Origin of the sequence: Mucilaginibacter gossypii (assembly GCF_900100945.1) — a bacterium.
Classification (GTDB): Bacteria; Bacteroidota; Bacteroidia; order Sphingobacteriales; family Sphingobacteriaceae; genus Mucilaginibacter; species Mucilaginibacter gossypii.
Map to the genome: position 1 here is coordinate 47165 of NZ_FNCG01000013.1, position 25942 is coordinate 73106.

General features: G+C 43.4%; 24 protein-coding genes. 7 read left to right on the top strand and 17 right to left on the bottom strand.

Translation table 11 applies throughout. The annotated features are described in order from the left end of the window. Positions 1 to 97: 97 nt before the first annotated feature. On the bottom strand, positions 98 to 1279 hold the full coding sequence (locus tag BLS28_RS21140) for an asparagine synthetase B (protein ID WP_091172086.1): 1182 nt from the start codon (positions 1277 to 1279) through the stop codon (positions 98 to 100). Positions 1280 to 1554: 275 nt separating this feature from the next. Between BLS28_RS21140 and BLS28_RS21145 the strand changes: the two genes are divergently transcribed. The 3 genes from BLS28_RS21145 (at position 1555) to BLS28_RS21155 (ending at position 3173) form a co-directional block, all read left to right on the top strand. Next, positions 1555 to 2058 carry a hypothetical protein gene (locus BLS28_RS21145; protein ID WP_091172088.1) on the top strand — a complete coding sequence of 168 codons (504 nt, stop codon included), beginning with the start codon at positions 1555 to 1557 and terminating at the stop codon, positions 2056 to 2058. Between the two features lie 92 nt (positions 2059 to 2150). Next, positions 2151 to 2588, top strand: a complete 438-nt coding sequence (locus BLS28_RS21150; protein WP_090534226.1) for a peptidylprolyl isomerase — start codon at positions 2151 to 2153, stop codon at positions 2586 to 2588. Positions 2589 to 2666: 78 nt separating this feature from the next. Beyond that, a complete protein-coding gene (locus tag BLS28_RS21155) occupies positions 2667 to 3173 on the top strand; it encodes a DUF5606 family protein (protein ID WP_091172090.1) in 507 nt (168 codons plus the stop codon). A 27-nt stretch (positions 3174 to 3200) separates the two neighbouring features. On the opposite strand, the gene BLS28_RS21160 is transcribed toward BLS28_RS21155, so the two are convergent. The 5 genes from BLS28_RS21160 to rlmH all read right to left on the bottom strand — a co-directional run bounded on the left by BLS28_RS21160 (position 3201) and on the right by rlmH (position 5872). Then, a complete protein-coding gene (locus tag BLS28_RS21160; RefSeq protein WP_091172092.1) occupies positions 3201 to 3473 on the bottom strand; it encodes a hypothetical protein in 273 nt (90 codons plus the stop codon). Continuing rightward, entirely contained in the window at positions 3466 to 3873 is a 408-nt protein-coding gene (locus BLS28_RS21165; protein WP_091172094.1) for a Dabb family protein, read from the bottom strand. Before BLS28_RS21165 ends, BLS28_RS21160 begins: the two co-directional genes overlap by 8 nt. 64 nt (positions 3874 to 3937) lie before the next feature. Then, positions 3938 to 4219, bottom strand: coding sequence for a hypothetical protein (locus BLS28_RS21170; protein WP_091172096.1), 282 nt, complete (start codon positions 4217 to 4219; stop codon positions 3938 to 3940). Between the two features lie 65 nt (positions 4220 to 4284). Next, entirely contained in the window at positions 4285 to 5223 is a 939-nt protein-coding gene (locus BLS28_RS21175; RefSeq protein ID WP_091172098.1) for a cation diffusion facilitator family transporter, read from the bottom strand. Positions 5224 to 5398: 175 nt separating this feature from the next. Next, on the bottom strand, positions 5399 to 5872 hold the full coding sequence (gene rlmH / locus BLS28_RS21180) for a 23S rRNA (pseudouridine(1915)-N(3))-methyltransferase RlmH (protein WP_091172293.1): 474 nt from the start codon (positions 5870 to 5872) through the stop codon (positions 5399 to 5401). 63 nt (positions 5873 to 5935) lie between these two features. Here rlmH and BLS28_RS21185 point away from each other — a divergent pair, with 63 nt between their 5' ends. Continuing rightward, on the top strand, positions 5936 to 7744 hold the full coding sequence (locus BLS28_RS21185) for a MutS-related protein (RefSeq protein WP_091172100.1): 1809 nt from the start codon (positions 5936 to 5938) through the stop codon (positions 7742 to 7744). A gap of 194 nt (positions 7745 to 7938) precedes the next feature. On the opposite strand, the gene BLS28_RS21190 is transcribed toward BLS28_RS21185, so the two are convergent. The 5 genes from BLS28_RS21190 to BLS28_RS21210 all read right to left on the bottom strand — a co-directional run bounded on the left by BLS28_RS21190 (position 7939) and on the right by BLS28_RS21210 (position 16524). Further along, complete coding sequence (locus BLS28_RS21190; RefSeq protein ID WP_091172102.1) at positions 7939 to 10449, bottom strand: TonB-dependent receptor; 2511 nt, start codon at positions 10447 to 10449, stop codon at positions 7939 to 7941. 331 nt (positions 10450 to 10780) lie between these two features. Continuing rightward, positions 10781 to 11593, bottom strand: a complete 813-nt coding sequence (locus BLS28_RS21195) for a DUF4249 domain-containing protein (protein WP_091172104.1) — start codon at positions 11591 to 11593, stop codon at positions 10781 to 10783. Beyond that, positions 11584 to 14385 (bottom strand): TonB-dependent receptor, encoded by a 2802-nt coding sequence (locus tag BLS28_RS21200; RefSeq protein WP_091172106.1) that lies wholly within the window; start codon positions 14383 to 14385, stop codon positions 11584 to 11586. Before BLS28_RS21200 ends, BLS28_RS21195 begins: the two co-directional genes overlap by 10 nt. 403 nt (positions 14386 to 14788) lie before the next feature. Further along, entirely contained in the window at positions 14789 to 15490 is a 702-nt protein-coding gene (locus BLS28_RS21205; protein ID WP_090534205.1) for a LytR/AlgR family response regulator transcription factor, read from the bottom strand. Next, positions 15490 to 16524, bottom strand: coding sequence for a sensor histidine kinase (locus BLS28_RS21210; RefSeq protein ID WP_091172108.1), 1035 nt, complete (start codon positions 16522 to 16524; stop codon positions 15490 to 15492). Before BLS28_RS21210 ends, BLS28_RS21205 begins: the two co-directional genes overlap by 1 nt. 227 nt (positions 16525 to 16751) lie before the next feature. On the opposite strand from BLS28_RS21210, the gene BLS28_RS21215 reads away from it, so the two are divergent. Together BLS28_RS21215 and BLS28_RS21220 are read left to right on the top strand one after the other, a co-directional pair. After that, complete coding sequence (locus BLS28_RS21215) at positions 16752 to 17120, top strand: glyoxalase superfamily protein (protein ID WP_091172111.1); 369 nt, start codon at positions 16752 to 16754, stop codon at positions 17118 to 17120. A gap of 106 nt (positions 17121 to 17226) precedes the next feature. After that, entirely contained in the window at positions 17227 to 17892 is a 666-nt protein-coding gene (locus BLS28_RS21220; RefSeq protein ID WP_218134490.1) for an REP-associated tyrosine transposase, read from the top strand. Between the two features lie 523 nt (positions 17893 to 18415). Here the strand turns inward: BLS28_RS21220 and BLS28_RS21225 are convergent. The 4 genes from BLS28_RS21225 to BLS28_RS21240 all read right to left on the bottom strand — a co-directional run bounded on the left by BLS28_RS21225 (position 18416) and on the right by BLS28_RS21240 (position 22983). Next, positions 18416 to 20515: a putative porin gene (locus tag BLS28_RS21225; protein ID WP_256337501.1), complete on the bottom strand. Its 2100-nt coding sequence runs from the start codon at positions 20513 to 20515 to the stop codon at positions 18416 to 18418. Then, the gene (locus BLS28_RS21230; RefSeq protein WP_090534201.1) at positions 20515 to 21330 is read right to left on the bottom strand and encodes a purine-nucleoside phosphorylase; all 816 of its coding nucleotides are present in this window, start codon (positions 21328 to 21330) and stop codon (positions 20515 to 20517) included. The genes BLS28_RS21225 and BLS28_RS21230 overlap by 1 nt, the downstream gene beginning before the upstream one ends. After that, positions 21314 to 22357 carry a tetraacyldisaccharide 4'-kinase gene (lpxK, locus tag BLS28_RS21235; RefSeq protein ID WP_091172112.1) on the bottom strand — a complete coding sequence of 348 codons (1044 nt, stop codon included), beginning with the start codon at positions 22355 to 22357 and terminating at the stop codon, positions 21314 to 21316. Before lpxK ends, BLS28_RS21230 begins: the two co-directional genes overlap by 17 nt. 170 nt (positions 22358 to 22527) lie before the next feature. After that, a complete protein-coding gene (locus BLS28_RS21240) occupies positions 22528 to 22983 on the bottom strand; it encodes a hypothetical protein (RefSeq protein ID WP_091172114.1) in 456 nt (151 codons plus the stop codon). Positions 22984 to 23068: 85 nt separating this feature from the next. Between BLS28_RS21240 and BLS28_RS21245 the strand changes: the two genes are divergently transcribed. Next, positions 23069 to 23980, top strand: coding sequence for a serine hydrolase (locus BLS28_RS21245; RefSeq protein ID WP_091172116.1), 912 nt, complete (start codon positions 23069 to 23071; stop codon positions 23978 to 23980). 397 nt (positions 23981 to 24377) lie between these two features. Here the strand turns inward: BLS28_RS21245 and BLS28_RS21255 are convergent, their stop codons facing one another. Together BLS28_RS21255 and BLS28_RS21260 are read right to left on the bottom strand one after the other, a co-directional pair. Continuing rightward, a complete protein-coding gene (locus tag BLS28_RS21255; protein WP_091172120.1) occupies positions 24378 to 25379 on the bottom strand; it encodes a polysaccharide deacetylase family protein in 1002 nt (333 codons plus the stop codon). Then, a complete protein-coding gene (locus BLS28_RS21260; RefSeq protein WP_091172122.1) occupies positions 25360 to 25896 on the bottom strand; it encodes a hypothetical protein in 537 nt (178 codons plus the stop codon). The genes BLS28_RS21255 and BLS28_RS21260 overlap by 20 nt, the downstream gene beginning before the upstream one ends. Positions 25897 to 25942 lie beyond the last annotated feature (46 nt).

Here is a 25942-nt window from a genome sequence, read left to right on the forward strand (position 1 = left end):
TAAATTTAAGCTCGTTGTAAATGCGGGCGGGTTGCATAGTTACACTGGTTTACCAAGTTGCCTTCGGCTTTGAGCATTTTGCTTTAAGCAAAAGCAATCACGTTTTCTGCTTTTTCTTCTTAGCAGCTGGGAACAGCACATTGTTTAGGATCAGTCTGTAGCCGGGAGAATTGGGGTGTAGTTTCAAATCTGTCGGCGGATCATTTACAGCATGCTGATAATCTTCAGGGTCGTGGCCGCCGTAAAATGTCCATTGGCCTTTGCCGTATTCGCCGTGAATGTAACGGGCTTCGTTGGCGGTTTTCATTTCGCCCATAATGGTAACGCCGGGTTTGAGCATGCTTTTGTTGTAGGCCGTGGTTAAGCCCATAAAACCTTTTATTACTTTGTCATGATCCTGCGTAAGCATGCTCGGCACTACATCCCATTTGGCCGAAAAATCAAACAACGTAAAGAAATCCCGGGTACGATCAACCTGGCGGGTGGTGGTAACGTCGATATTGCTGAAGGAATGCGAAATGGGGTTCATATCCAGCGTAAAATTCTGAAAGGCGAACGTTTGACTAAAATCGAGTTTGGATTGCGCGTCCTGGTCGGCAGCATCACCGTCGAACATACGTTCGCAGATATCTGTATTAGCAGCCGATAGTGCAATGTCAAAAGTATCGGTACCTGAGCACATGGCAAACAGGAAGCCGCCGCCTGCGCAAAAATCTCGGATGTTTTGGGCTACGGCCAGCTTCATTTTTGATACCTTGCTAAAGCCCAGTTTATGGGCCATGGTCTCCTGGATTTTGATATCATCGGTATACCATTGCGCGTAACGGAAGGCGCCATAAAACTTGCTGTATTGCCCTGTAAAATCCTCGTGGTGCAGGTGCAGCCAATCATACTTAGGCAGTTCGCCGTGGATCACCTCTTCATCGTAAACTACGTCGTACGGAATTTCGGCATATTTTAAAACCAGGGTAACTGCATCATCCCAGGGCAGCTTGTTTTTGGGGGAGTAAACCGCCATGCGGGGGGCTTTCTCCAGTTTAACCAGGTCCATATTTACCGATGGATCGCTTACTTCGGTAATAATTTCGTTTGCTTTGGCGTCGGCAATAACTTCGTAGCTCACCCCGCGGATCTTGCACTCTTCCTCAACTTTTTGGCCGTACTTCATCATGAAACTGCCACCACGATAGTTGAGCAGCCAGTCGACTTCTTCGCCGTTTTTGAGCACCCAGAAAGCTATCCCGTACGATTTGAGATGGTCCTTTTGCTCATCATCCATAGGAATTAATATAGATGCAGCCCTCGACGTAAAAGGTAAAAGGTAAAAGGCGAAAGGTAAAAGGAACTTTAGCTTTATAAGTAAAAGACGAAATGTAAGAGGTGAAAAGTTATTGCCTGATGAATTATTCACGATCCTTGTTGATTTGTTTACTGCCGGGTTATCAAATGTAACGAATAAAGGGCTAATGTATTTTAACCATTTTTAACACATAAGGGCTTCTGGCTTTATGCATGTTGTTTTAATTTTATGGCGTTGTTAAATCCGGTCCTTAAATGAGTTTATCTGTTACTATCAGAAATATTTTCCTTGTCGGTATTTTATCAATATCCTGTTTGGCCGCGTACGCGCAGAATGGAAGTAAGGGTATGCGCCTCAATCGTAATGTGTTGATTAAAAAGCTTACAGAAGCCGATAGTAGTCTTGTTTTTAAGCAGGACACAGATATCAGCCTGCTACCAAATTTTGTCGCAACAGATGCCAATGGAAGCCGGGCCCAACTAATTGGCAAGCCCGATGAGCTGGCAATAGTTAAGTGGACTTACGTTTTTACGGCCGACGAAAAAGTGAACCTTGCCGAACTGCAAAAACTGGCCTGGTTTGCTAATACTTTAGGTGATCAGGAAGGACTCGACTGGTTTTTTGCCCAATTGGCCGAATTGGGTAAAGATTATAAAAAGCCGCTTTTGGAAATTAAAATGTTTGATTCAAAAAGCAAAGGCGAGATTAGTTATTCGCCAAAAGAAAAAGTACTTACCATGACTTTTACACCCTGGTAACCAATAAATATTGCAAACCTTTCGCTTTTTACCTTTCGCCTTTAACCTTCTATTTTATTACCTTTGCCAACTGTTTTCAAAAAAACAAAAACATGAGCAAAGCAATAATCAAAACCGAAAAAGGCGACATGACCGTAGAGTTTTACGATCAGGATGCCCCTAATACCGTTGCTAACTTTAAAAAATTAGCAAAATCAAACTTTTATGATAACGTGATATTTCACCGTGTTATCCCTAATTTTATGATTCAGGGCGGCGATCCAACCGGTACCGGTGCTGGTGGCCCAGGCTACAAAATTGATTGCGAGCTTACCGGCAACAACCAATACCATGACCGTGGTGTGCTTTCAATGGCACATGCAGGCCGCAACACTGGTGGCTCACAGTTTTTCATTTGCCACAACCGCACAAACACTGCCCACCTTGACCGTAACCACACCGTTTTTGGTAAAGTGATTGAAAATGTTGACGTTGTTGACGCTATTCGCCAGGGAGATAAAATTTTAGGAATCGAAGTTATTGAAGATTAAGTGAGTAGTTGATGAGGTGAGTAGTTTATTGGTTAAACATAATAAACTACTCATCCAATCAGCCCCAACAAAAAATATATGAATTTACAGGGAATTGTATCGGTATCAGGAAAACCGGGTTTATGGAAAGCTTTGGCACAAAACAAAACCGGCTATGTGCTGGAAAGTTTAGATGCACAGAAAACAAAGCTGATAGCCAACCTTTCTACAGCCAAATTAGCTGCTTTAAGTGAGATCACCATTTTTGGTGTTGAGGATGATATCAGGTTAACTGATGTGCTTGAGCGCATGAAAACAGCATCAAACATACCTGATGTTAAAGCCGATGGAAAAGCATTGCGTACCTTCTTTTATGAAGTAGCGCCTGATCATGACGAAGAGAAAGTTTACTCATCGGATATTAAAAAGGTAATAGCCTGGTTCCAGATATTAAAGCCGCTTCCAATTTTTGAAGAGGCCGATCCAACCCAAGCACCTGCCCCGGTTGCAGAAGAACCCGTTGCCGAAGCTGTAACAGCTGAACCGGAAGCTGAACCAGCAGCTCCAAAAGCAAAAGCTAAAAAAGCCACAAAAAAAGCCGAATAATCGGCTTTTTTTAGTTTAAGATATATTTTACTTCTTAGCTAAATAATTAGGATTGGGGATAAAATCTCCTTCAATTATTCCACTTGAATCCACTTTCCAGGCGCCTTTGATAGCTTGCGGCGGCACGTTTACATCATGCTCAAATGTGGCGTCTATTTCATACACCCAACCGTTAGCATGATTCAATGCTTCTTTTATTGCGCCGGGTGCTGGCCTTCTTTTTAAAAGTGGTGTTTCCTCCGGAGTAATAATGTCGGCGCAGACTTGTTTCGCGGTAAATAGGTTTTTGAAATTAAACATCCATCGCATCATAAACAATAACCTTTTCCCAAAGGTGGCTGCAGTTTTTAATAAACTCCAGGTGGATAGGGTGAGTTTGATAGGTTGCCTGTCCGGCCAGGTCGCTGAAAAACATCAGCTCGGATACCGCCCAGGAGTTATCTACTACGTCGCGTTTTTCGGTACTGGCCACAATACCTACACGAAGTTTGCGCACGGTTTCAATTTTGGCAAGGGTTTTAACACCCGCTACCAGTTTATCGCGATCTTCTGTTGATCCCGGGTTTTTAAGCCAGAAAAATACGTGGTGTACTATTGGCCATTCTTCTTTTTGCTCTTTCAGCGATATTGCCGATGCTGTAACTGTACCTGCAGCCAGTGCCGCTGTTGTGGTAATGAATTTTCTTCGGGTTGATTTCATGACAGGTTAAATAATCGCTTTCAAGGTAGTAAGAATTATTTAAAACGTTTATAAGTTGTTTCAATCAAAACACATCCAAAACATAAAGCAGCGCAATAATAGGCAGCACATTTAAAAATATTACAAGCCCGATGTTCTGATCCTGCACATCTCTTTGCGCATAACGGGACAGGAATATGATAAAAACCACATAATAAATAAGCGGAAAAACGAATATTACGGAAAGCAGCAGCCCAGCAGAACCCATAAGCTGGCCCCAGCCCAATATAATTGGCCATATTACCATCCCGACGATTTCAAGAAAGGTGATAACGGATAGTATTTTTAAGGTTTGGGCTTTGCTCATTTTAAGGTAATTGTTTACCTTAAAAATAAGAAAATGAGGAATTTTATGAAATAGGAAAAACTAACCTACAAACACTCCGGCTGCTTACACCCTTCTTCCGAAAATTCGGGTTCAAAAGTACTGTGGCTGATATCCAGATGTTCCAAACGGTGACGAAGGTCATGCTTGATATTATCAAAATCGGCCATGGCTTCAGGCTTGATGACCAGGTGGGCAGTAAGTGCGTTTTCGGTGGTGCTGAGCGCCCAAACGTGCATGTGGTGAACATCAACCACCCCTTTGGCTTTTTTAAGTTCGGCTTTGATCTTATCAAGGTCCATTTCGGCAGGCACGCCGTCCATTTCCAAACGCAGGCTGGCTGTAAGCAGGCTCCAGGTGCCGCGTAATATCACAAAACCTATTATCAGGCTCACTGCGCTGTCAATCCAGTATAGTTTGGTAAAGTATATGACAATACCAGATATCACCACACCAAAGGATACTATGGCATCAACAGCCATGTGCAGGTAAGCGCCTTTAATATTGAGGTCGGTATCTTTATCTTTAACAAACAGCCAGGCTGTAAAAGCGTTAATGCCAATGCCTATAAAAGCAACCCAGGCCATGGTGCCGCCCGATACTGTTTCGGGGTTCATGAAGCGCGTAACCGCTTCATAAATAATAAAACCAACGGCTGCAAATAATATTACCGCGTTAAAAAAAGATACGATGATAGTCGACCGCTTATAGCCGTAGGTATACTTACTGTTAGCGCTTACTTTGGTGAGTTTAAAAGCAAGCAAGGCTAACGCGAGCGAGGCCACATCGCTCAGGTTATGGCCGGCGTCGGTTAACAGGGACAAAGAGTGGGTAACAAAACCTGTGATAGCCTCAACCACTACAAACACCGAGTTAAGCACTATGCCCCAAATAAAAGCCGAATTTAAATGATCAAGCTTAGGGGCATGGTCATGATGATGGTGCCCGTGCGAATGTGAGTGTGAATGATCGTGACCTGCTGACATTTAGCAAAGGTAGGGGAAAATGTGCAGATGTGCAGATTATGGATGTGCAGATTCATGTGTTGTTCATTTTTGAACCTTGATTAACTTGATTTTAGGATTTCATGAATTGGGCTATGAATATAAATTATCAGGCCAATTCATGAAATCCTAAAATCCTATAAATCATGGTTCAGTCCTACTCATGATGATAAGGCTCACCCTTCATAATGGTATAAGCCCTGTACAGTTGCTCCACAAAAAACAGGCGTACCATCTGGTGTGAAAATGTCATGCGCGAAAGAGAGATCTTGTCGTTAGCCCGCTGGTAAACGGAGGTATCAAAGCCATAAGGCCCGCCGATGATGAATATTAAATTGGCAGATGTGGTAACTTCTTTTTTATTGATATAAGCCGCAAACTGGGTTGAGGTAAATTCAGAACCTTTCTCATCCATCAGGATCACAAAATCAAGCGGGGTGATTTTCTTGAGGATCAACTCGGCCTCTTTAGCCTTTTGCTGCTCAGGGCTCAGGGCTTTGGTGTTCTTAAGCTCGGGGATTTCTACAAGCTCCAGTTTGGTGTAATGTTTTAGCCGTTTTACATATTTATCAATGCCTTCCTTTAAATAGGCATCCTCTGTTTTTCCAACGGTAAGGAACGTGATCTTCATATCTGAAACAAATAAACGTTTATTTAAAATATATGTGTTTATTTTGGTTGAATTTATCTGCACATGGAACAAACAATTATAAACGATTATACGCAAAGGGCAAGCCTCGCCGCTGCAGAAGCGGCCAAATATAAAAAGCTTGCCAATACCTATTCGCTGCTGAGGCTCGGCATATTTGCTATGGTGGCCTTAACTATAGCCTTTGCCATTCACTTCGACAATTTTAGTATCATCGCCATAGCCTTTGTACTGCTGGTTTTTGCCTTTGCCTGGCTGGTAGCGCGCCAAAGCGCTTTTGAAAAGCAGAAACAGTATTATGACGATCTGCAGCAGGTAAATGAAAACGAGATAGCCAGTATCCAAACCCATGGCAATATCTACAACGATGGCGCACGCTACGCTAACGACAAACACTTTTACACTTCCGACCTGGATATTTACGGTAATGCATCGTTATACCAGCTCATCAACCGTGCAGCTACTACCCCGGGAAATAATAAACTGGCGGGTTGGCTCAATGCCCCGGCAAGCAAGCAAACCGTATCACAACGACAGGAAGCCGTTAAAGAAATAGCCGCTAAGAACAGCTGGAAGCTCGATCTGCAAACACGGCTCATTTTCGCCATAAAGCAGGATGTAAACCAACTTAAAAACCTGTTTAAATACCTGCACATTCCGCTCGATATGCCAGGCGAAAAATGGCTTGCCGCTTATACAAAAATAGCGCCATACTTGTTTACGGCGTTGTTGGTAGTTGCTTATTTTTATTCGCCGGCGAAGCTTGCGGCCATCGTGGTTGGCTTGTTTAATATGGGGGTGGTGTTTTCAAAAGCAGCCTACATCAGCAAAGCCGATCTTATTGCCGGTAAAATAGGTGATACTTTATCCAACTATGCAAATGTATTTAAGTGCATTGAAGACCAGCAATGGCAAGCTCCCTATAACAATATATTAGCACAACAGCTTAAAACAGATAAAACATCGGCTAAAATAAAAGAGCTGGGAGAGCTGATCAATAAGCTTAATTATCACCTTAACCTATTAATTGGCTTTGTACTCAACCTGTTTTTTTTGTGGGATATCCGCCAGATCATCGCCATTGAAAACTGGAAACGGCAAAACCAGGACAGCCTTGAAGCCGCTTTTGATGTCATTGCCGAATTTGAATCACTCCTGAGCCTGGCCGGTTTAGTAGTAAACTATCCGGACTGGTGCTTTCCTGTTATTGACGACAGGCAGGGCTATACCCTTACAGCTAAAGCCATTGCCCACCCGCTTATTGATGTCACCAAACGCATCGAAAATGATTACGAACTGGATAATACCTTTAAAGTTGACATCATAACCGGATCAAATATGGCCGGCAAGAGTACCTTTTTGCGTACCGTGGGCATTAATACCGTGTTGGCCTTAAGCGGTGCACCGGTTTGTGCCAAAAGCATGCAGGTTTCGGTGATCACCATGATCAGTTATATGCGCATCAAAGATTCGCTCAATGAAAGTACTTCGACTTTTAAGGCCGAGCTCGACCGTCTGCAAATGCTGCTGGCCGCGGTCGAAAATGAGCCTAAGGTGTTTTTCCTGATAGATGAAATGCTGCGCGGTACCAATTCGGTTGATAAGTACCTCGGCTCAAAGGCGGTTATCGAGCAACTCATCCGCAAAAATGCGGTGGGTATGGTAGCCACTCATGATTTGCAGATAGCCCATCTCGAAACCAAATATCCTGATTACGTACGTAATTTTTATTTTGATATCCAGGTCGTGAACGGCGAAATGCTGTTTGATTACAAGATCAAGCACGGCGAGTGCAAAACTTTCAATGCCTCGCTATTGCTTAAACAGATAGGGATTGAGGTGGACGCGGAATAGAACCGGGATTTTGTCTGAACTCGAATTAAACGAATTTTAAGAATTTATCGAATTTTAAAATTCTGTCAATTCAATGAATTCAACAAATTCGAGTTCAGACAATCCTGGTTCAGAAAAAGAGCCGGAAGCATTTACGCTCCCGGCTCTTTAGTTTTTTCTTATATCCTGACTCTAACAGTCTTGACTCTTAAATATTATCGGCCTCCCGTAGGTGAACCGCCGGCACCCTGGTCGCCTTGTTTCATGTCATCATTGTTGATGCCTTTTTTCTGCTGTTGCGGGTTGCTGAAGCTTAATTTACCGAAGCTGTAGCTAAACGTTACACCAAACGAACGGAATGGGAACGCAAATTTGCTGCTTTGTGTAAATGTTGGCGTTTTTATGTCGGTATTAAAGTTTTTGTAAGTATTGAATGGCTCAATGGCATTAATACCCAATGCAAGTTTCTTTTGCATAAACTGTTTTTTAAAGCCAAAGCCCATAATGCTGAACGATGGGTTTGAGCCCTGAATGGTGCGGCGTGCCGAATTTTCAACAGCAAATGCCTCCGCTATAAAGTTGTTTGGCAGTGTAAGCTGAGCACTTAAAAATGCGTTGTACTGCACATAAGTATTGGTTTGTGTTTGCTGGTGCGTAAACTGGTCAATAGCGGTTGGCTTATAGGTGTAAGCGTTGATTTGACCGCGTATGGTCAGGATCTTGAACGGGGTTACCGAACCAAAAAAGCTTGCGCCATATGAGTTATTTACGCCAATGTTTTGATAGGTAGTTAAAGTAGCGTTCTGATCACCATTAGGTGGCAGGTTTTCAACTATACCTTCAATTAAGCCTGATGTATGCTTATAATAAGCAGACAGGTTGATCACAGACGATTTTATGAATGTGTTGTAACCCAATTCAACTGTTTGCGATATTTCGGGCGCTAAGTCGGGGTTACCCACTGTTTGTGCTGTAATATTGCTCCTGTTAACAAACGGGTTCAAAAACTGTAAGCTTGGGCGAGTTATACGCTTGCTATATGATAATTTGATAGTTTGAGTAGGTGTAAGCGCCTTTTGAAAAGTTAAGCTCGGTATAAACGTATTATAGTTTTGATCAAAAGGGCTAAGATTTTGAGCGCTATTGATTGGCTCGCCGTGAATATCCGTATTTTCAAGCCTTGCACCTGTCATAATGGAGTAGCCTTTAGGCAGAGAGAAAGTTAATACGGTGTAACCGGCCCAAACTGTTTGATTATAATTATACCTGTTTGAGTTTGGATCGCTGAATACAAAACCGCCGTTTCCGTCCGGTACAAAATAATCCGAAATACTTTTTATCCTCCTGATGATGTTTTTACCACCGGCTTCCAGCTTAAGCAGTTTGCTTACAGGTAAAGTATAGTCGGCTTGTATAGTATACTCGTTGTTTTTACCATTAATATTGTTTTCAAGGGAATCAAACACCGCCGAATACAAGTTAGTATAATCGGTAACAATTTTGCTATGGCTCCATTGTGCAGACAGGTCCAATTCATGACCTTCTTTTTTAAATTTGTGCGTGTAATCAATGTTCCAGTCAAAGCCACCAAAACTATTATGCCCGCGACCATCAGAAGTGTAAGACTGATCTTTGGTGTGATCAAAATAATAAGTTTGATTTGTGGTTGACAGCGAATGCGGATCAAAACCACCCTGATTTAAACGGATAGAAGTACGTAAGTTGTTGTACGCGTTAAAATCATAGCCAGCCGAAACAGAACCTATTACGCCGTGACGTTTAACGCGGCTGGTTCCTGTAGATGTTTGCTCATAGTGTTTGGTAGGGTCACTGTAATTAAAATTCTGATCGCTTGAGGTAAGCGAGGTTTGAGGCCATGTTGCGTTACCACCGGCGTTTGCCGATAAACTAAACCTGTTGTGGTTATAGTTGATATTGGCGTTGCCGTTGTTTTGACGTGTACCAACACCACCGCTGATTGAACCGCTGATACCTGAAACATTTTTTTGCTTGGTAATGATGTTCAGGATACCGGCCGAACCTTCTGCATCATATTTTGCCGATGGCGAAGTTACCACCTCGATACTCTTGATCTGGTCGGCAGGGATGGTTTTCAACACATCCGATAGGCTGGCAGATGTAGCACCGGATGGCTTGCCATTGATCAATACACGTACGTTCTGGTCGCCGCGGATGGATACGTTACCGTTAAGGTCGACAGCAACCAAAGGCACTTTCTGTAACACATCGGTAGCGTTACCGCCAGCGGCAGTAAGATCTTTCTCCGCGTTATAAACTATCTTATCGATCTTATTTTCGATTAATGCGGCCTGGCCAACTACCGAAACTTCTTTAAGCGCGTGTGAGCTTGGGGCCAACAGTACCTGGCCAAGCTTAGCATCTGGTTTTGATGGGGTAGTGGTTACCTGGTCAATATATTTAGTTGGGTAACCTATAAAAGAGATAGCCAGCTTATATACGCCCGGCTTTATATTGTCCAATTTAAAGTTACCTTTTTCATCGGTTACAACACCGGTAATTGGCGATTTGCCTCCGCTGCGATATAAACCAACCGAGGCGTAGTCCATTGGTTTTTTGGTTAGCGAATCAATGATAGTGCCTGATATTCTGCCTGTTGTTGTAGGTCCGCCGCCGCCCACACCAAACTGGGCCTGAGCCGATAACGCGAAGCAGAATAATGCAATAAGTATGTAAAAACGTTTCATTTAGTATTATTTTGGTAATTGGAGGCGAAAATACTTTAAATGTTACATGCTGAATTTTTATTTTTTTACAAATAGTGCATTTGTAATGTATAAGTTACACTATTATGATGTAACCGGGGATTTTACAATGGGGGATTAAAAAGAGGGATTTGCAATGAAGTGACAACGATATAAAAACCATGTCAATTAGGAGTGATAAAACTTAGGGAAGATTTACGAAGTTTTGAAACTTCGTAAATCTGGATTCAACACCGTTTTTTAGGAAAGGCACAAGTAAGCCCGGACCGGGGCAACTTGTGCCAGCAGATGATTCAATACCAATTATCAGATTTTACTCTGTCGTTACCCTCAAATTCAAGGTGTCGGCTTGCATAGCGGTAAAAATACCGAGGCCGTTAACAACATTGGTTGGGGTATTTACCAGGTTTTGTGAGCTGCCGCGGGTATTGCTGGTTAATATATTAATGTATTCGTCGTTTACCCTTAGCAATATTACTTTATAAACCCCGTAGTATTTGAAAGTGGTTTGCGTTATGCTGTATGTAGAGGCACGTTCGGTATTGATTTCGAAACTTGGGTTCCTGTTGTTCCTTACCGCTATGATCTCAAAAGGATTACTGTCGGTGTTTTTGAAAAGCAACATATGCTGTAACGAATCGGGGTTGGTCCAGGTAATGGTATCACGCACCTTATCGTTATAAGCCTGATCAAGCGTATTAGGCTCATGGAATACACTGTCGGTTAGTTTAAATCCAACTGATTTGCCCGGCATCACTGTTGACGCGCTCACAACCAAATTGTTATAGGTAAACTGCAAGGAGTAAGTTTTACCGGCAGTTACGAACGAGGCATCGCTGTAAGTGTAAGTTCCGTTTGTTCCTTCGGTGAGTTTTACAGTCTGTGTACCATTGCTTACATTAATTGTCAGCCCGGTAATGGCCGATCCATAAGTAGCAGTATCCGTCAGGTCTTTTTGCTGATAAACTTTTACTGAAAGCGGTTGCCCTGCAACCAGGTATGCTTCAACAACAGGTTTGTTTACCGCATCAGTATCAGAAGAGTTTTTTTTGCAGGCCGATGCCATCATCAGGCAGCCGGCTATCAGTGCAAAAAATGTATATCGTATGTATGTTTTTATTTCCATCTTAAGCTTAATGTAACGTTAGGGGTAAAGCCGAGGTAGTTAACATCGGTAGTGATAACCTGGTTATTTTGCATCTGGTATTCGCGGTACCAGGTGTTGGTATGATTGTAAACGTTAAACAGCGACAAGCCTATAGAGCCTATTTTATGCCCGTCTATCTTCAACAGATCATATGACACTGACATGTCCAGCCGGTGATAAGCCGGCAAACGTTCGGCATTTTTATCGCTGATGTTGAGGTAAGTGATGCTGTTGCCGTCAACGGTTTTAATGGTATAGCTGGATAGGGGGGCAGTGTAAGGATGTCCGGTACTGAACAGGAAAGTGGCAGCAAAATTCCAGCGCTCGTAATGGTACATGTTGATGGATTTAAATTCATGGCGCACATCCTGGTCGGCGGCGTAATAATCAGTGCCAAAAGCTGAGAATTTATTCTGGGCCTGGGCAAGGGTATAGCTGATCCACCCGGTATAACGCCCCATTTTTTTCTGCACCAAAAATTCAACGCCTTTGGCACGACCGGTTCCCTCATAAAAGTTTTCGGTAACGGTTTGTGTTTGATTTTGGTTCGCTTCCATCCTGAAACCGCCGCCGGCAGGCTGAGTTTGCCTTACTGTGTATTGGGTAAGGCCGCTCAATGTTTTGTAGTATCCTTCAACGCTGAATAAAAGCTCGTCTGTTTCGTAGCTGGTGCCCAATATGAAATGTCTTGACATCCCAACGGGGATATTGCTGTTGTTTGATAGTACCCAGAAATTACGGTTCCCCGCCAGTATATCCTCGCGGATCACCTGGTTTTCAAACTGGTAAAACTGCCCGGTAGCGCCTTTTATGGTAAATTTATCGGTAAGGCTATAACTTGCCGACAGCCGGGGCTCAAAGTACGGTTTGGATGTAGGGCCGAAATAACTGGCCCGTAAACCAGGCTGAATATGAAATTTATTGTTTGGGTCGATAGCCAGCTCGGTGTAGAAACCCGCTAACATGGCATTGTTATGCTGATTGATGAGTTTGCTTGTATCGTTTTGGGTATACTCATAATCTATTTTTTTATAGGACGCAAAACCCCCGAAGAGCAGCTTATACTTGTTGCTAACTGTCCATTCCCACTCAGATTTATAGCTTACATCCTTCAGGTTGTTGGTTTCAAGCGTGCCATTGCTCAGCGTATGTGAGATGCCGTTGGTATCGATTTGTGAAAAGCCCGAAGTACTGCGGTTCCTGTCGTTGAAATAGGATGAGTAGGTGATGTAGTTGTTGGAGTATAGTTTCTTATTCCATTGCCTGAACCATTTGATACTGCTGCCCAGGTTACCATATTTGGTATAATCGGTTATGTTGATACCGCTGCTGCCCGACGACAGGAACGATGGCAGGCCCAGTTCCCTGCTGTTATCTGTTTTATCGGTACCTGTGTACAAAGTCCATGATACTTTATCTTTTTGACTGATGCTGTACGTGTACTTGGCATCAAAATCATAAAAGTAGGAGCTTGGGGTAATCTGGTTAGCAAAACCGCCACCGCCAAAGCCTCCCCGGCCGCCGCCACCCGGACCGCCGCCCTGCGTGGTTGATGTTTGATTAAACTGGTTAAAGATCTTGTTATAAAACGGCCCCTGGTATGAGCGCCTTACTGCTAACAGCAAGGTCGATTTATCAGAAAGCGGCGTTTCCAGGTAACCGCTTGCGCTCAGCAAACTCAAATCGGTACCGATGTTGGTTTCGTTCTTGTTACCCTCTTTGCCGTTGAGTTCGGTAACGCTCGAAAGCCTGCCGCCATATTTGGCCGTAAAGCCGCCTTTATATAATTGCACATCCTTAATGGCACTGGCATTGAAAGCACTGAAAAAGCCATACAGGTGATCAACCTGGTAAATGGTAAAACCATCCAGTACAACCAAATTCTGGTCGGGCGTGCCGCCGCGTACATATGCACCTGATGATGACTCGTTGGTACCGCTTACGCCGGGCATCAGCTGGAAAGCCCGCAGCACATCCTTATCGCCCATGGTTGGCAGCTTATCTAAATTGGCCGGCGAAAGCTGTAACACGCCAACCTGCCTGCTATCGGTATTCATAACGCCGCTTTTTTTACCCGTAATAGTAACCTCGTTTAAGCTGTTGAGCGATGAATATAACCCACAGATCAGCGGCGAATTCAGCTTTTCGCTACTCAGCCTAAAATAGTCCGTTTGGTAACCTGTATAGGAGACCTCCACTACCGATGTATCTGAAGGTACCCTGAACATCGTAAAATAACCATCAGCATTGGTCATAACGTTGAGGTCGGTCCCCCTGATCTTCACCGTAGCCGATGGCAGCGACTCGCCTGTTTGCTGATCAATTACCCGCCCGTTAATACTCACCAAAAAATGTTTGGGTTTGGCTTTGGGCGCCTCAATCTCTTTAGCCTTTACCGCGTTAGATGCCTGCAATGACAACTTGTTGAGTTTTTGCAGCCGCGCCAGATCGTCGGTGTTTTGGAGGATGTAGATAGTGCCGGTTGATTCTATCCAGTAATGCAGGTTGTTTTCATTGCAAACCTTGGCAATTACATTTTTAAGCGGTTCTTCAAAAAAGTGCTCCACAACGTCCATTTCATGTAAAGGCTCCCGTTCAAATACTATGCGGACTTTATAGTTCATGGCCAATGTATCAAAGAGCTCATCAAGCGGACACGAAAAAAAATGGTTAACTACAATCTTTTTTAGCTTTTGTTGGGTTTGCTGACCATGGGCCACCGTACCGCACAAAATCAGGGAGCTTATTAACATTAGGGAAAATTTCTTCATGTAGGGGTATATTTTCTTCGATGCCGAAAATGCACCATGTTTTGAAGCGCCTCAAATAAAATCGACCATGGGAGGTTTTCTGTAGACCAGATGCCCGGATGTGTGGCAGGGGTATTGGTAGAGTAGCCTATTATTTTACTATGAAAAGCGTGGCCTCGTGCGATTCCCCTCTTGAGAGGGGCGGAGGGGTGTGTTTCCGCGCTGACAAGCTTACGGCAGAAACACACCCCTACTACCACTCTTTCCTGCCGCGCCCCCTCTCAAGAGGGAATTTCGGAAGCTGTAAGAAAAGCAGCGTTATCGCTATGGGGAGGAACGACGAAGCAATCTCGTAGCTATGCAGATCGGACGTGCATTAGCTAAGAGATTGCCGCGCTACGCTCAATGACATATTTTGTGAAGCCTACACCTTCCCTATCATCCTGTTTATCACATCACGATATCCATCACTTAATGGTATCTCGGTGTTGATGAGTTTGATACGGGCACGGCGCATTTGGGATACGTGATCGAGGTTAACGAGGTATGATTTATGTACCCGGAAAAACTGGTCGGGCGGTAATTGTAGTTCAATTGCTTTGAGGCTGATGCGGGACAATACCGGTTTTTGCTGATTGATGAGGTGAACTTTTATATAATCTTTAAGCCCTTCAATGTATTCAACCTGATCAAAACTGATCTTAACGAGGTTATAATCAGCATGCAAAAAGAAATAGTTTTTTGTGGTTGGCTGCGGCACATAACTGCGGCGAAGCTCATATAAGTCGAGCGCTTTGTGGCAGGCCTTCAAAAAGCGGTCTAAGGGTACAGGCTTAACCAGGTAGTCAACCACATCAAGTTCAAAACCTTCAACCGCAAATTTTTCATAAGCGGTTACAAATATCACCATGGGCTTCTGTGTCAAGCTCCTGATGAGTTGTAAACCATTGATGCCGGGCATGTATATATCACTGAAAATAAGGTCTATCTGCTCCTTTTGCATGGCTATGATAGCCTCGCCCGCGTTGCGGCAACGCGCCACTACCTGTATGGTATTTACATGCTTCAGGTTGTCTTCCAGCAAGTCGAGCGCAAGCGGCTCATCGTCAATTATTAAACATCGCATCATTTAAGTTCCAGTTGCAGCATAACTATATAAGCCTGCTCGTTTTTGTTGATATATAGATTGTGTTTGCCGGGGTATAACAGCTCAAGCCGGCGTTTAACATTAGCCAGACCAATACCCGAGGCGTTATCCTTACTGTATTCGGTTGGGTTGTACACGTTTTGTACGCTGAAACGCAGGTTCTTTTCGTCGGTAAAAAGTGTGATGGTTATAGCCGGCGCATCAATATCGCCCGTGCCATGCTTAAAGGCATTTTCTACAAAGGGGATCAGCAGCATGGGTTCAATACTTTTTTCAGGAGCTTTAATATCGGAGCTAAAGCTGATCTTTACCTGGTCGCGAAAACGGAGTTGTTGCAGCTCGATATAGCTGCGGAGGTAGTCTTCTTTTTGGCACAGCATAACTTTTTCGGCATCGGTTACATAAAGCATATAACGGAGTAATTTAGAAAGCTGGATGAGTGTAGGCTCAACTGCCGAAGGGTTTAAACGTGAAAGCGCCACCGCACTGTTAATCACATTGAAAATAAAATGCGGACTGATCTGCGAACGTAAAAATGCCAGTTCAGAGATCAGCGAAGCATTATCAATGTCCTTTTTTTTATTGATGGCTTTAAACTGATCGGCCAGGTAGTGATAAGCAAAGCTGCCGGCGGTGACAGATAATAAGGGGAAAATAACCAGGAACGGCCCCGGAGGGCGACGATGATGCCCCATCCAGGGAAAATGAGGCACAGGGAAATAATGTCGTACTTCCATTAGTATTACATTGAACACCACAAAGGAGGCAAGCAAGGCAAAAAAGTAAAGCCAGATATTATTTTTTAAGATCCTGGGAATAAGGAAAAACGCATTCAGGTAAAATTCGGCGGCAAGCACCAGGTTGAAACTGATAATGTGCCCCGATGAAAAAGCAGGCTGCGGAAAGCCGCGCATATCCGGCCTGGAAATGATGGGCGTAAAAATGATCAACGCCCAAAATAACAGGTGGATACAAATTTCGATAATCAGCGCCGGCTTTATCCGTTTAAACATATCATGCTAAGGTAGCCTCATTTTAAACCCGCACTCAATGTAATAGACGATGGGGCAAAATGTGCCGACGAAAGTACGGTATCTGTTGTATGGAACCCTAATTTCAGGTGCTGCACAAGGCATATTTAACATCTATTAACATTTAAAGGCGGCTAATTGAAAACAAGCGGTTTCGCTGTATAAAACGGTGGCATTTTCCGTTAAATTTGTTTAACAACTAATTACCTATGTCAATAACCAAACCTATCCTCCGAATTTTTGATTATGACAAAGCCATTGAATTTTATATCAACTGGCTTGGCTTTAAAACCGATTGGGAGCACAAACCCGAAGGTGTACCGGTATACATCCAAATTTCCCTGCGCGATTTAGTGCTTTACCTCTCCGAACATCATGGCGATGCGAGCCCGGGCAGCCATATAGCGATCGATGACTTTAGTGAGCTAAGGGATTACCACGCCCACCTCATCGCAAAAAAATACAAATATAACCGCCCAGGTTTGGAAGTACCCGAATGGAATGACAAGGCTATCATGATGACTGTTCATGATCCGTTTGGTAACCGGTTAACTTTTAGTGAGGAGTTGAAGGGATAAGCCTGTCGATCTCTTCACATCTTTAAAAAAAATGTCATTTCGATAGAGCAGGGGCGGACTGAGTAGTGTGGCGAAAGAGAAATCTTTTGCATCAGACTCTACAACTATGGCTGTAAATGCCCGTTTTAGCGCAAGTGTTGTGTGGTTGGCTGGAGGGGGTGCTCACTTGTGCTTTCTTTATACTTTTATAATTGTATTTAACTATTTTCAGTGCGTGAGTACTAAATATAAATTCGCCAATCCGGAGGGGATATACTTCGTGACTTTCGCCGTTGTTCATTGGGCCGATGTTTTTACAAGAAACATTTATCGTGATATCTTACTTGATAGTTTTCGTTATTGTATAAAGGAAAAGGGTTTAATTATTTATGGGTTTGTTATTATGAGCAATCATGTTCATTTGGTCATAGGCAAAAAAGGGGATCAAAGTCTATCGGCCATTATGCGGGATATGAAAAAGTTTTCATCTGTTAAAATCATCAGGGAAATTATAGAAAACCCGGCAGAAAGCCGAAAACTCTGGATGCTTAAACTCTTTGCTGACACAGGAAAAGCAAATACAAATAATACCCACTATCAGTTATGGCAACAACAAAATCATCCGATTGAAATTGAACCACACTCAAATATGTTTGATCAAAAGTTGAATTATATTCACCAAAACCCTGTTAAAGCAGGATGGGTTAACGAACCTTCAGCATATGTTTATAGTAGCGCCGCTAATTATGAAGAAAAGGGCGGCATTTTGGGGGAAGTTGAAGTAGCACATTGATATTATTAGTTCCAGAAGGCACAAGTCATCCACCCTCATGCCAGCCACACAAGACTTGCGCCAGAAAATGTTAAAGCAGGATGGGTTAACGAACCTTCAGCATATGTTTATAGTAGCGCCGCTAATTATGAAGAAAAAGGAGGGGTTTTGTTGGAAGTTGAGGTAGCATATTAATTTAGATTTTTTTTGAGTTTTAGCGCAAGTCTTGAGCCCCCGGAGATGCGTAGTTGGAGACTTTGTGCTTCGACAATATGTCTTGCTGTCTAAAGCCCAAAGGCACAAGTCATCCACCCTCATGTCAGCCACACAAGACTTGCGCCAGAAATGGGAGACACAGCTTGCAGAAGGCACAAGTCATCTACCCTCATGCCAGCCACACAAGACTTGCGCCAGAAAAGGAAGAAAAGGGCGGCATTTTGGGGGAAGTTGAAGTAGCACATTGATATTATTAGTTCCAGAAGGCACAAGTCATCCACCCCCATGCCAGCCACACAAGACTTGCGCCAGAAAATGAGGATCTTTATTAATTATAAAACGTCCATGAAACGCCGAACTTCAGGATGGCATCCTGTTGTGGGTAACGGTTAACTGTGTAATAGCCTTTACTCCAGGCCCGCTGGTTGATGTAATCATAAGCAACAAACAGGTTGGTACGCTGCAGGGTTGCTTTGAAAAATACACCAAATATCGGATAGGATGAAAACGTTACGTTTGCGCCGTTATAAAACTGGCCCAATCCCGGGGCGTATGAAGGGGCAACATATTCTGTATTATACCTTCCATTTATACCCATACTGGCATGCAGTACATTAAGCAAAACCCTGTTAACATATAAGCTGCTGTAAGCATATACTTCCGGGGTACGAAGCGTGTTTTGATAATCGGTTTTTTGGTATACCACGTAATTATCAAAGTGCAGGCTCCGGTAAGTGAAGTTTTTACCCAAACTTACTTTTAACAGGTTGATAGAGTTGTTAAGCTGAGCCGGGCGCGCATCGGTACCGCCATCCTGGGCTGTAAAATACAGGTAATTGCTGATCAAAAAGTATTCGGCTTTTAAATCAATTTGCAGGGCATTGTTAATGTAGTTGAACGAAGCGCTGGTTGTTTTTTGATTACTGAAATCATTATGAAAAATATAATGATTAGAGATCCAGTTATTATAAACCAGCGGCGGCGAGCTGTTTTGTGAATAGGCTTCTAAAACGATCTTGCCGGTTTTTTTGCCGCCTGCCAGGGTAAGTTTGGCATCATATAAGTAATTACCAAAATCACGGCCCTGGGCAATCTGCCTGAAATCGGCGTCGAGCGCAATGCGGTCGCTAAAGCGATAACCCAGTTTGGCTTTCAGCGTAATATCCTGGAAAGTGTTGTGCTGTACCTTGTCCTGGTGAACGTATTTTACACCATACTCGTTTAGGGTGGTATCGCTAACATATTGGTTATACGAATAAAAATCGTGTACAAGCCCTAAGTCAAGCTTAAGCTCGTTCTTTACAAATTTTACCGATTTACTTCGCAGATAAAAGCTATACAAAAACTCATTTTGAATATGCGTGACGACTGTTGAATCCCTTGACCGGTTATTGCTGTAATAATAATCGGGGAACACATTATAGGTATCAACACCGCTTTGCTTATACAGGTACCTGCTGTTTGATACATGAAGGGTATGCGATACACGTTGGGTAGGGAGGATCTTTGAATTGTCTTTCCCCTTATTCAAACTATCTATCCGGCCTAAATAATAAAACTGTTTAATGTAAAGGCCCTTATCGTTCCAGTTTTCATAACTATACGGTAAACGTACCGCTGCCCTGTCTTTTGAAAAGGCGTTATTTACATTGGTACTCGTAAACACCGAATCGTTGAGAATGCTGCCCGTTTCGGGGGCTTTAAGGTTGTTAAACAAAAGGTTGGCCAACAGGTTATATCGTTTGCTTTTTGATTCGTACCAGGTAAAAATAGAAGCATTCAAATCGCTCACGTTTTGGCCAAGCACGTTGTTAAAATTGTAGAAACCTCTTGATCCGTTGAAATTAAGGTTAAAACCAATGTTCCAGTTAGGCTTTATATTTTGGGTATGGATGATATTGAACAGTTGAATGGCCGAACCACCAAAGGCGTTGTACAAGGTAAGCTTGGTGTAGGGTACGCGTGTGTTATAGTAATTGATATCCTGGGGCTTTAATGCGTAAATATCAAGCGCATGCAAGCCCAGGTCAAAGCCTATGGTTCTGCTGGGTTCAAAAAGCAAAGGCCGTTGTGACAAACCAATATTACCCAAATGAATACGGGGACTGCGTGGATCAATAAGCGGACTATAGATCTCAAAGTTGGTGATACCGGTATCAATCGGAAACAGCTGCGTACTATCATTCAGCAAACGCTCGTTGGTAACGCGGATAAATTTGGAGCTAAAAACTACCGAATCCTTTTTGTTTTCTTCTTTTCGTCTTAAACTGTCCAGCAGTTGGTCGTCGGTCAGCTGTTTTTCCTGTCGGCGTGCAGTATCACGGGTAGGCAGGTTACGCGGATTTGTACGGGTACCATACTGCGCAAAAGCGGCTTGTACCGATAAGCACATCAGCAATAAAAAAATATATTTGAGCTTTTGGCGCATTAATTACCGGCTATCAGTTCTTTAAGTATCAGGGTCATTTTGGGTTCGGCTTCCTGCGCAATAGCAATAATCTCTTCCAATGTTATGGGCTTAAGCACTTCCGGGAAGCCTTCATCTGTTAATACCGAAATAGCAAACGTCGGGATCCCCATGTGGTTAGCAACAATAACCTCGGGCACGGTGCTCATGCCAACTGCATCGCCGCCAATGATACGCAGGTATTTGTATTCGGCACGGGTTTCCAGGTTAGGGCCGGTTACGGCTACGTATACCCCTTTATGGCAGGTGATGTTATTTTTTTGAGCGATGGCTAAACCCTTTTCGATCATATCATGACGGTAAGGTTCGCTCATATCAGGGAACCGCGGGCCAAGCTCTTCATAATTGCGGCCAACCAGCGGGTTTTGAGGCTGCAGGTTAATATGATCTTCAATGATCATCAGGTCGCCCTTTTTAAAATCGGGGTTAAGCGAGCCGCTGGCGTTTGAAACATATAGCGTTTTAATGCCCAGGTATTTCATCACCCTAACCGGGAAGGTGATCTGCTGCATATTGTAGCCTTCGTAATAATGCAAACGGCCCTGCATGGCCACAACTTTAACGCCTGCAAGGGTACCAAAAATCAGCTTCCCCGAGTGGAACTCCAATGTTGAGATAGGGAAATCAGGAATGTTGGAATACATGAGTTGTTTTTCAACTTCAATTTCTTTTACTAGGCCGCCAAGGCCGGTACCTAAAATTATACCCACTTCGGGTTCAAAATCGCCTATCCGGTTTTTGATGTACCGGGCGGTGCCTTCAATATTGTCTAACATATGTTTGTACTAATTCGTCAAATTGTTGTTGCCCGTTATTTAAAAAACTAATGCCTATGGGCAGCACCAAAATGGGCAGTTTTTTAACCATCGCAAGCAGGTCCTGTTCCCCTAAACGCTGTGCATCCTTTTCTGTTGTGATGATCACTTTTTTTTGTGATGCACAGGCCGAAAATTCATCGGCAAGTTTACTGATATTTTTTAAGCTAAAACTGTGATGGTCGGGATAATTATGATGAACAACCAGGGGTGTTTGCTTTTTCAGATGCGACAATAACGGTTTTGGATTAGCTATTCCCGTAAGCAGGAAAACCGTGGTTTGATCGTCGATGGCATTTGTAACCGGGGCGCCATAGAGAGTTTGGGCCGGCAGATAGTTTATGGTGGTAAAAAATAGCGACTGGTGCGGATACGGTTTGATCCGTTTAATCACGCGGCCTTGTTCCAGATCGGTAAGCGAAGCCGGACATTTACTGATGATGATGACATCCGCCCTTTTGCGCCCGCCGAATGGCTCGCGCAGGTTACCCGCCGGGAGCAGAAAATGGGGTTCGTTAACACGGCTGTAATCAAAAAGCAAAATGCTCATGCCCGGTTCAAGCGCACGGTGCTGGTAGGCATCATCTAAAATAATAACATCATGATCGTCTTTTAACTGCTCAACGCCATCAACCCGCTTTTCGCAAACGGCAACATCAAGATCCGGGAATTTATGTTTGAACTGCGCAGGTTCGTCACCGATATCCGAGGCTTTACTTTCGCCAGATGCCAGCAAAAAACCTTTGGTAATACGACCGTAGCCCCGGCTAAGCGTGGCAATTTTATAATTACCCTTCAACAGCCTGATCAGATATTCGGTCATAGGGCTTTTGCCGGCACCGCCAACATCCAGGTTGCCGACTACGATCAGCGGCATGTCAAAACCAGTGCTTTTGAAAATTCCCCGGTCATAACACCAGTTGCGAATAGCCGTAACCAGGGCATAGATCAGCGAAAACGGGATTAAAAGCCAGCGAAGGAATTTCATAAATGATTTTGCGGGCCGTCATTGCGAGGTATGAAGCAATCCCCGATGTGCAGGTCGGCAGTGCAAGCCCCTCTGTATAGTTTGGGATTGCTTCGTACCTCGCAATGACGTCCTTTCTTCTTTTAAATTTCTGAAGAGCAACAAAGTTAATATTTGATGCCGATTTACTATCAGTCTATCACGCCAAACTGCTTCAAATGATGTGTAAAATGCTTTCCGTGCCATATGGTCCACTCGTAATAATCCATAGGGCCAAAAGCACCGTGGATCACTTTAACATCGGGGGTATTGAAATACCTGTCGAAAGTGTCAAGTTCTTTCATGAGCTGATTAATAGCTGTTTCCAAATTGGGGTAGATTAAGGTATCAGCCAATTCTTCCAAAAAAATATTACGGGGTATTTCTGCATCGGTATAAACGGCGGCGTGTTTACGTGCAGCTGTATTGTCATCCGGGCCATCCCAGGCTGGTATTTTTACACCGTTGGTATACTGAACCTGGTCAATAAGGTGCTCGATCATTTGCTGCGGTTTCATTTTGCCCCAAAGTGGCGCTGCTTCGGGCCGCAGGTTGAGCATTAAGCGGTACAGCACTTTGCGGTTGGTAATATCAACAAAATGGTTCATGGGCTAACGGATGTTTTAGCAAATATAAACGAGTGATTGCCTGTTATATTAAAATTTGTATTTTCATTTTTTAAATTGCCATCACATGAAACATAAACTTACCTTACTGTTGTTGACATTGTTAGCAGCACCGGCATTTGCACAAACCGACAGTAAACTCACCGCTAAATTGAATGAAGCTGTCAAAGATTTTCAGGGCCAGGTTGGCATTTATGTACATAACCTAAAAACCGGTAAAACAGCCGAAATCAATGCCGATACCTTATTCCCTACGGCCAGCATGATCAAAGTGAGCATTCAATGCGGGGTGATGGATAAGATAGAAAAAGGTGAGCTGAAGTATAATCAAAAATTAGTTTACCGAGATTCATTGCTTTATGCAGGTGAAGATTTGCTGGGCTCGTTCAAAGATAAAGACACTGTACAATTGAGTAAAGTGGCTATGCTCATGATCACCATGAGCGATAACACCGCAAGTTTGTGGCTGCAAAAGCTGGTGGGCGGCGAATATATCAACAACTGGCTCAATCAAAATGACTTTAAGGTAATGCGGGTAAATTCACGTGTGCCGGGCAGGGAAGCTATCCGCAAGATCTATGGTTGGGGAGTAAGCACCCCCCGCGAAATGTGCCGCCTGTTTGCCATGATACGCGAAGGTAAGGCGGTAAGCCCGGCAGCCAGCGAGCGGATGTACCGTAACATGGGCCGCATTTACTGGGATGAGCACGCGTTGTCGCAAATTCCGCCTTATATACATACCATTTCCAAACAGGGAGCGGTTGATGAATCAAGGTCAGAAACCGTGCTGGTGAATGCCCCGCATGGAGATTATGTGTTTTCGATCATTACTAATCATAACAAAGATACCAGTTGGACACCCGACAATGAGGCTGGATTGCTGATCAAAAAAGTATCGGCCCTGCTTTGGCATTATTTTGAACCTGGAGATAAATGGCAACCAGCACACGGAGTTGAGAAGTTTATGTTGAATGAGTAAATAATTAAAAGGCATTGCTGCTTCTCGTAGCGTAAAGTCTTGAGAGAAAGTCATGAGACATCTGTTTTTAGCACCCGGATAAAACGATGCAGACACCATTCTGAATATACTGTTAAATTAAGGTGAAAAAAATATGAGATTTATATAAATGGATGTTATATGGTGCAAAAGAATTAAATTGTAACAAAGCCCATGAAATTATTAAAATCATGTTTATATTTACAATTCAATTACGGGTATCCAAACCCGGATTTGTGATAAGGTTTAGGTTTAAAGCCCCATGCAGCGAGTGCTATGGGGCTTTTATTTTAGGTCATACTCAAAAAACTTAAAAACTAAACTTCGTAAGTCTGCGCATTTGCACTGCTAATTGCCACTGTGCACGGCCGGCTTTTCCTCACGGCGTTTCACTAAACTCTTCATCCACACTTTCGCGTAAATCATACAGTAACCATTGCTTACCGGCAATTGATCGTGTTTTTGACTGCAGTAGTTTAATGAAATCGTTAACGCCTACAGGTTCATTGCCGTTTCCGTGTATGAGCACAATACTGCCATTTTGGGGTTGTTGGCCTTTAGCCAGCCATGCATCGGTACCAACCGGGATCAAGCCGAAACCGGTAATTCGGTATACCAGTTGCTGATCAGATACCAGGCCCGGGAAGCGGAAAAATACAGATGGTAATAGCCCATTACGCAGCATGGCCTGTTCTGTTTCCAGTACTTCATAACTAATATCTGTTCCTGGTTCAAGTAAAAAGTTTTCTTTAAGCGGAGCTTTCAGGCTAACCCGGTGATTGAAGGAATGATTGATCCAGGTGATGTAGATCTCACGGTTAGCCTGCATTTGTTTTAGCCAGGCCAGGTCCTGCGGGTGCTGGCGCATCCAGATGCCGGTTATGGAAAGCGCTATTGGTACAGGGCGCTCTACTTTTTTAAATTCGGTGAAAATGTCGGTGAAGATGCGTTTATCCAACGGGCGGTGCGATGGGCAAAGGTCGGCGGTAAGGCTGATGCCGGTTTGTTTGGGGATTCCGCTTTCGATGCCTGCGTCCTGGATGTTGACAGATTGTTTTTCGGCTTTACTGAGCGCCTTTTGATAAGGTGTACTTTTAAAAAACTCACGCGCCTGCTCCATCGTCATGGGTTTGATCTGATAAAAGCTGCTTTCGTTTATTTTGGTTTCGAGGGTTTGCGGGTTCACCATCAACAGGTAATTGCGCCCTTCATTATCAAAGCGGCGAAGGATCATCCAGTCTTGCGGATAATTATGCGCCCAGCCATAGTAAACCTTGTAGTTCCCGATTTTGCGGTAAACGGTTTGCGCTGATGTTTGCTCAATAAAAATGGTAGAAGTGCAAAATAGCGCGAATATTAAATTAGTGAATGTTTTGTTCATGAGGTTTTGCATCCCAGTTTTTGCCGGCAACAAAGGTACTGACAACTAATATCAGCATAAAAATGATAATAAAAGTCAGTACATAATGATCGAAAAGCAGGCGTTCTGAAGGCAGTGGCCCCGGTTGTTGTCGGTCAAGCGCAGAAAGGGGAGGATAAACTGTCCATCCATCCCCCGCATGAGTTGTATGCTGTTCAAAAAACAGAACTGTTTTGTAAATATTAAAAGTTGAAAGTATTAAAGACAAATTGCTTATTATCAGGATGATATTTATGTGTTGCTTTTTAAAACGACTGGTTAATGACCGGATCAAATAAACGATAGCTGTAAGCAATAGAAACGGAAATAAAGTAAAATCTATCCAGTTGAATGGAAGTGTGAAATAGGTGTCATGCAGCGCTATGTCGAAACTTGAATTTCCCCAAAAAATACCCAGCAAAAAGCGTATACCAAATGCAATAAATAAATACAGTATTATCAATACGATCAGCTCGGTGATAAATTGTTTAGGCTTCATGGTTTAAAGTTAAATATATCCGCCAATTTATCTAAATGATCTATAA

Coding starts and splice junctions, on each gene's coding strand:
- BLS28_RS21160 (WP_091172092.1), bottom strand. CDS start 3,473: ATGTTTAATTTCAAAAACCTATTTACCGCGAAACAAGTCTGCGCCGAC.
- BLS28_RS21155 (WP_091172090.1), top strand. CDS start 2,667: ATGAATTTACAGGGAATTGTATCGGTATCAGGAAAACCGGGTTTATGG.
- BLS28_RS21140 (WP_091172086.1), bottom strand. CDS start 1,279: ATGGATGATGAGCAAAAGGACCATCTCAAATCGTACGGGATAGCTTTC.
- BLS28_RS21230 (WP_090534201.1), bottom strand. CDS start 21,330: ATGTTAGACAATATTGAAGGCACCGCCCGGTACATCAAAAACCGGATA.
- BLS28_RS21145 (WP_091172088.1), top strand. CDS start 1,555: ATGAGTTTATCTGTTACTATCAGAAATATTTTCCTTGTCGGTATTTTA.
- BLS28_RS21165 (WP_091172094.1), bottom strand. CDS start 3,873: ATGAAATCAACCCGAAGAAAATTCATTACCACAACAGCGGCACTGGCT.
- BLS28_RS21215 (WP_091172111.1), top strand. CDS start 16,752: ATGTCAATAACCAAACCTATCCTCCGAATTTTTGATTATGACAAAGCC.
- BLS28_RS21220 (WP_218134490.1), top strand. CDS start 17,227: ATGGCTGTAAATGCCCGTTTTAGCGCAAGTGTTGTGTGGTTGGCTGGA.
- BLS28_RS21200 (WP_091172106.1), bottom strand. CDS start 14,385: ATGAAGAAATTTTCCCTAATGTTAATAAGCTCCCTGATTTTGTGCGGT.
- lpxK (WP_091172112.1), bottom strand. CDS start 22,357: ATGAAATTCCTTCGCTGGCTTTTAATCCCGTTTTCGCTGATCTATGCC.
- BLS28_RS21240 (WP_091172114.1), bottom strand. CDS start 22,983: ATGAACCATTTTGTTGATATTACCAACCGCAAAGTGCTGTACCGCTTA.
- rlmH (WP_091172293.1), bottom strand. CDS start 5,872: ATGAAGATCACGTTCCTTACCGTTGGAAAAACAGAGGATGCCTATTTA.
- BLS28_RS21195 (WP_091172104.1), bottom strand. CDS start 11,593: ATGGAAATAAAAACATACATACGATATACATTTTTTGCACTGATAGCC.
- BLS28_RS21210 (WP_091172108.1), bottom strand. CDS start 16,524: ATGTTTAAACGGATAAAGCCGGCGCTGATTATCGAAATTTGTATCCAC.
- BLS28_RS21185 (WP_091172100.1), top strand. CDS start 5,936: ATGGAACAAACAATTATAAACGATTATACGCAAAGGGCAAGCCTCGCC.
- BLS28_RS21190 (WP_091172102.1), bottom strand. CDS start 10,449: ATGAAACGTTTTTACATACTTATTGCATTATTCTGCTTCGCGTTATCG.
- BLS28_RS21205 (WP_090534205.1), bottom strand. CDS start 15,490: ATGCGATGTTTAATAATTGACGATGAGCCGCTTGCGCTCGACTTGCTG.
- BLS28_RS21150 (WP_090534226.1), top strand. CDS start 2,151: ATGAGCAAAGCAATAATCAAAACCGAAAAAGGCGACATGACCGTAGAG.
- BLS28_RS21245 (WP_091172116.1), top strand. CDS start 23,069: ATGAAACATAAACTTACCTTACTGTTGTTGACATTGTTAGCAGCACCG.
- BLS28_RS21255 (WP_091172120.1), bottom strand. CDS start 25,379: ATGAACAAAACATTCACTAATTTAATATTCGCGCTATTTTGCACTTCT.
- BLS28_RS21175 (WP_091172098.1), bottom strand. CDS start 5,223: ATGTCAGCAGGTCACGATCATTCACACTCACATTCGCACGGGCACCAT.
- BLS28_RS21260 (WP_091172122.1), bottom strand. CDS start 25,896: ATGAAGCCTAAACAATTTATCACCGAGCTGATCGTATTGATAATACTG.
- BLS28_RS21225 (WP_256337501.1), bottom strand. CDS start 20,515: ATGCGCCAAAAGCTCAAATATATTTTTTTATTGCTGATGTGCTTATCG.
- BLS28_RS21170 (WP_091172096.1), bottom strand. CDS start 4,219: ATGAGCAAAGCCCAAACCTTAAAAATACTATCCGTTATCACCTTTCTT.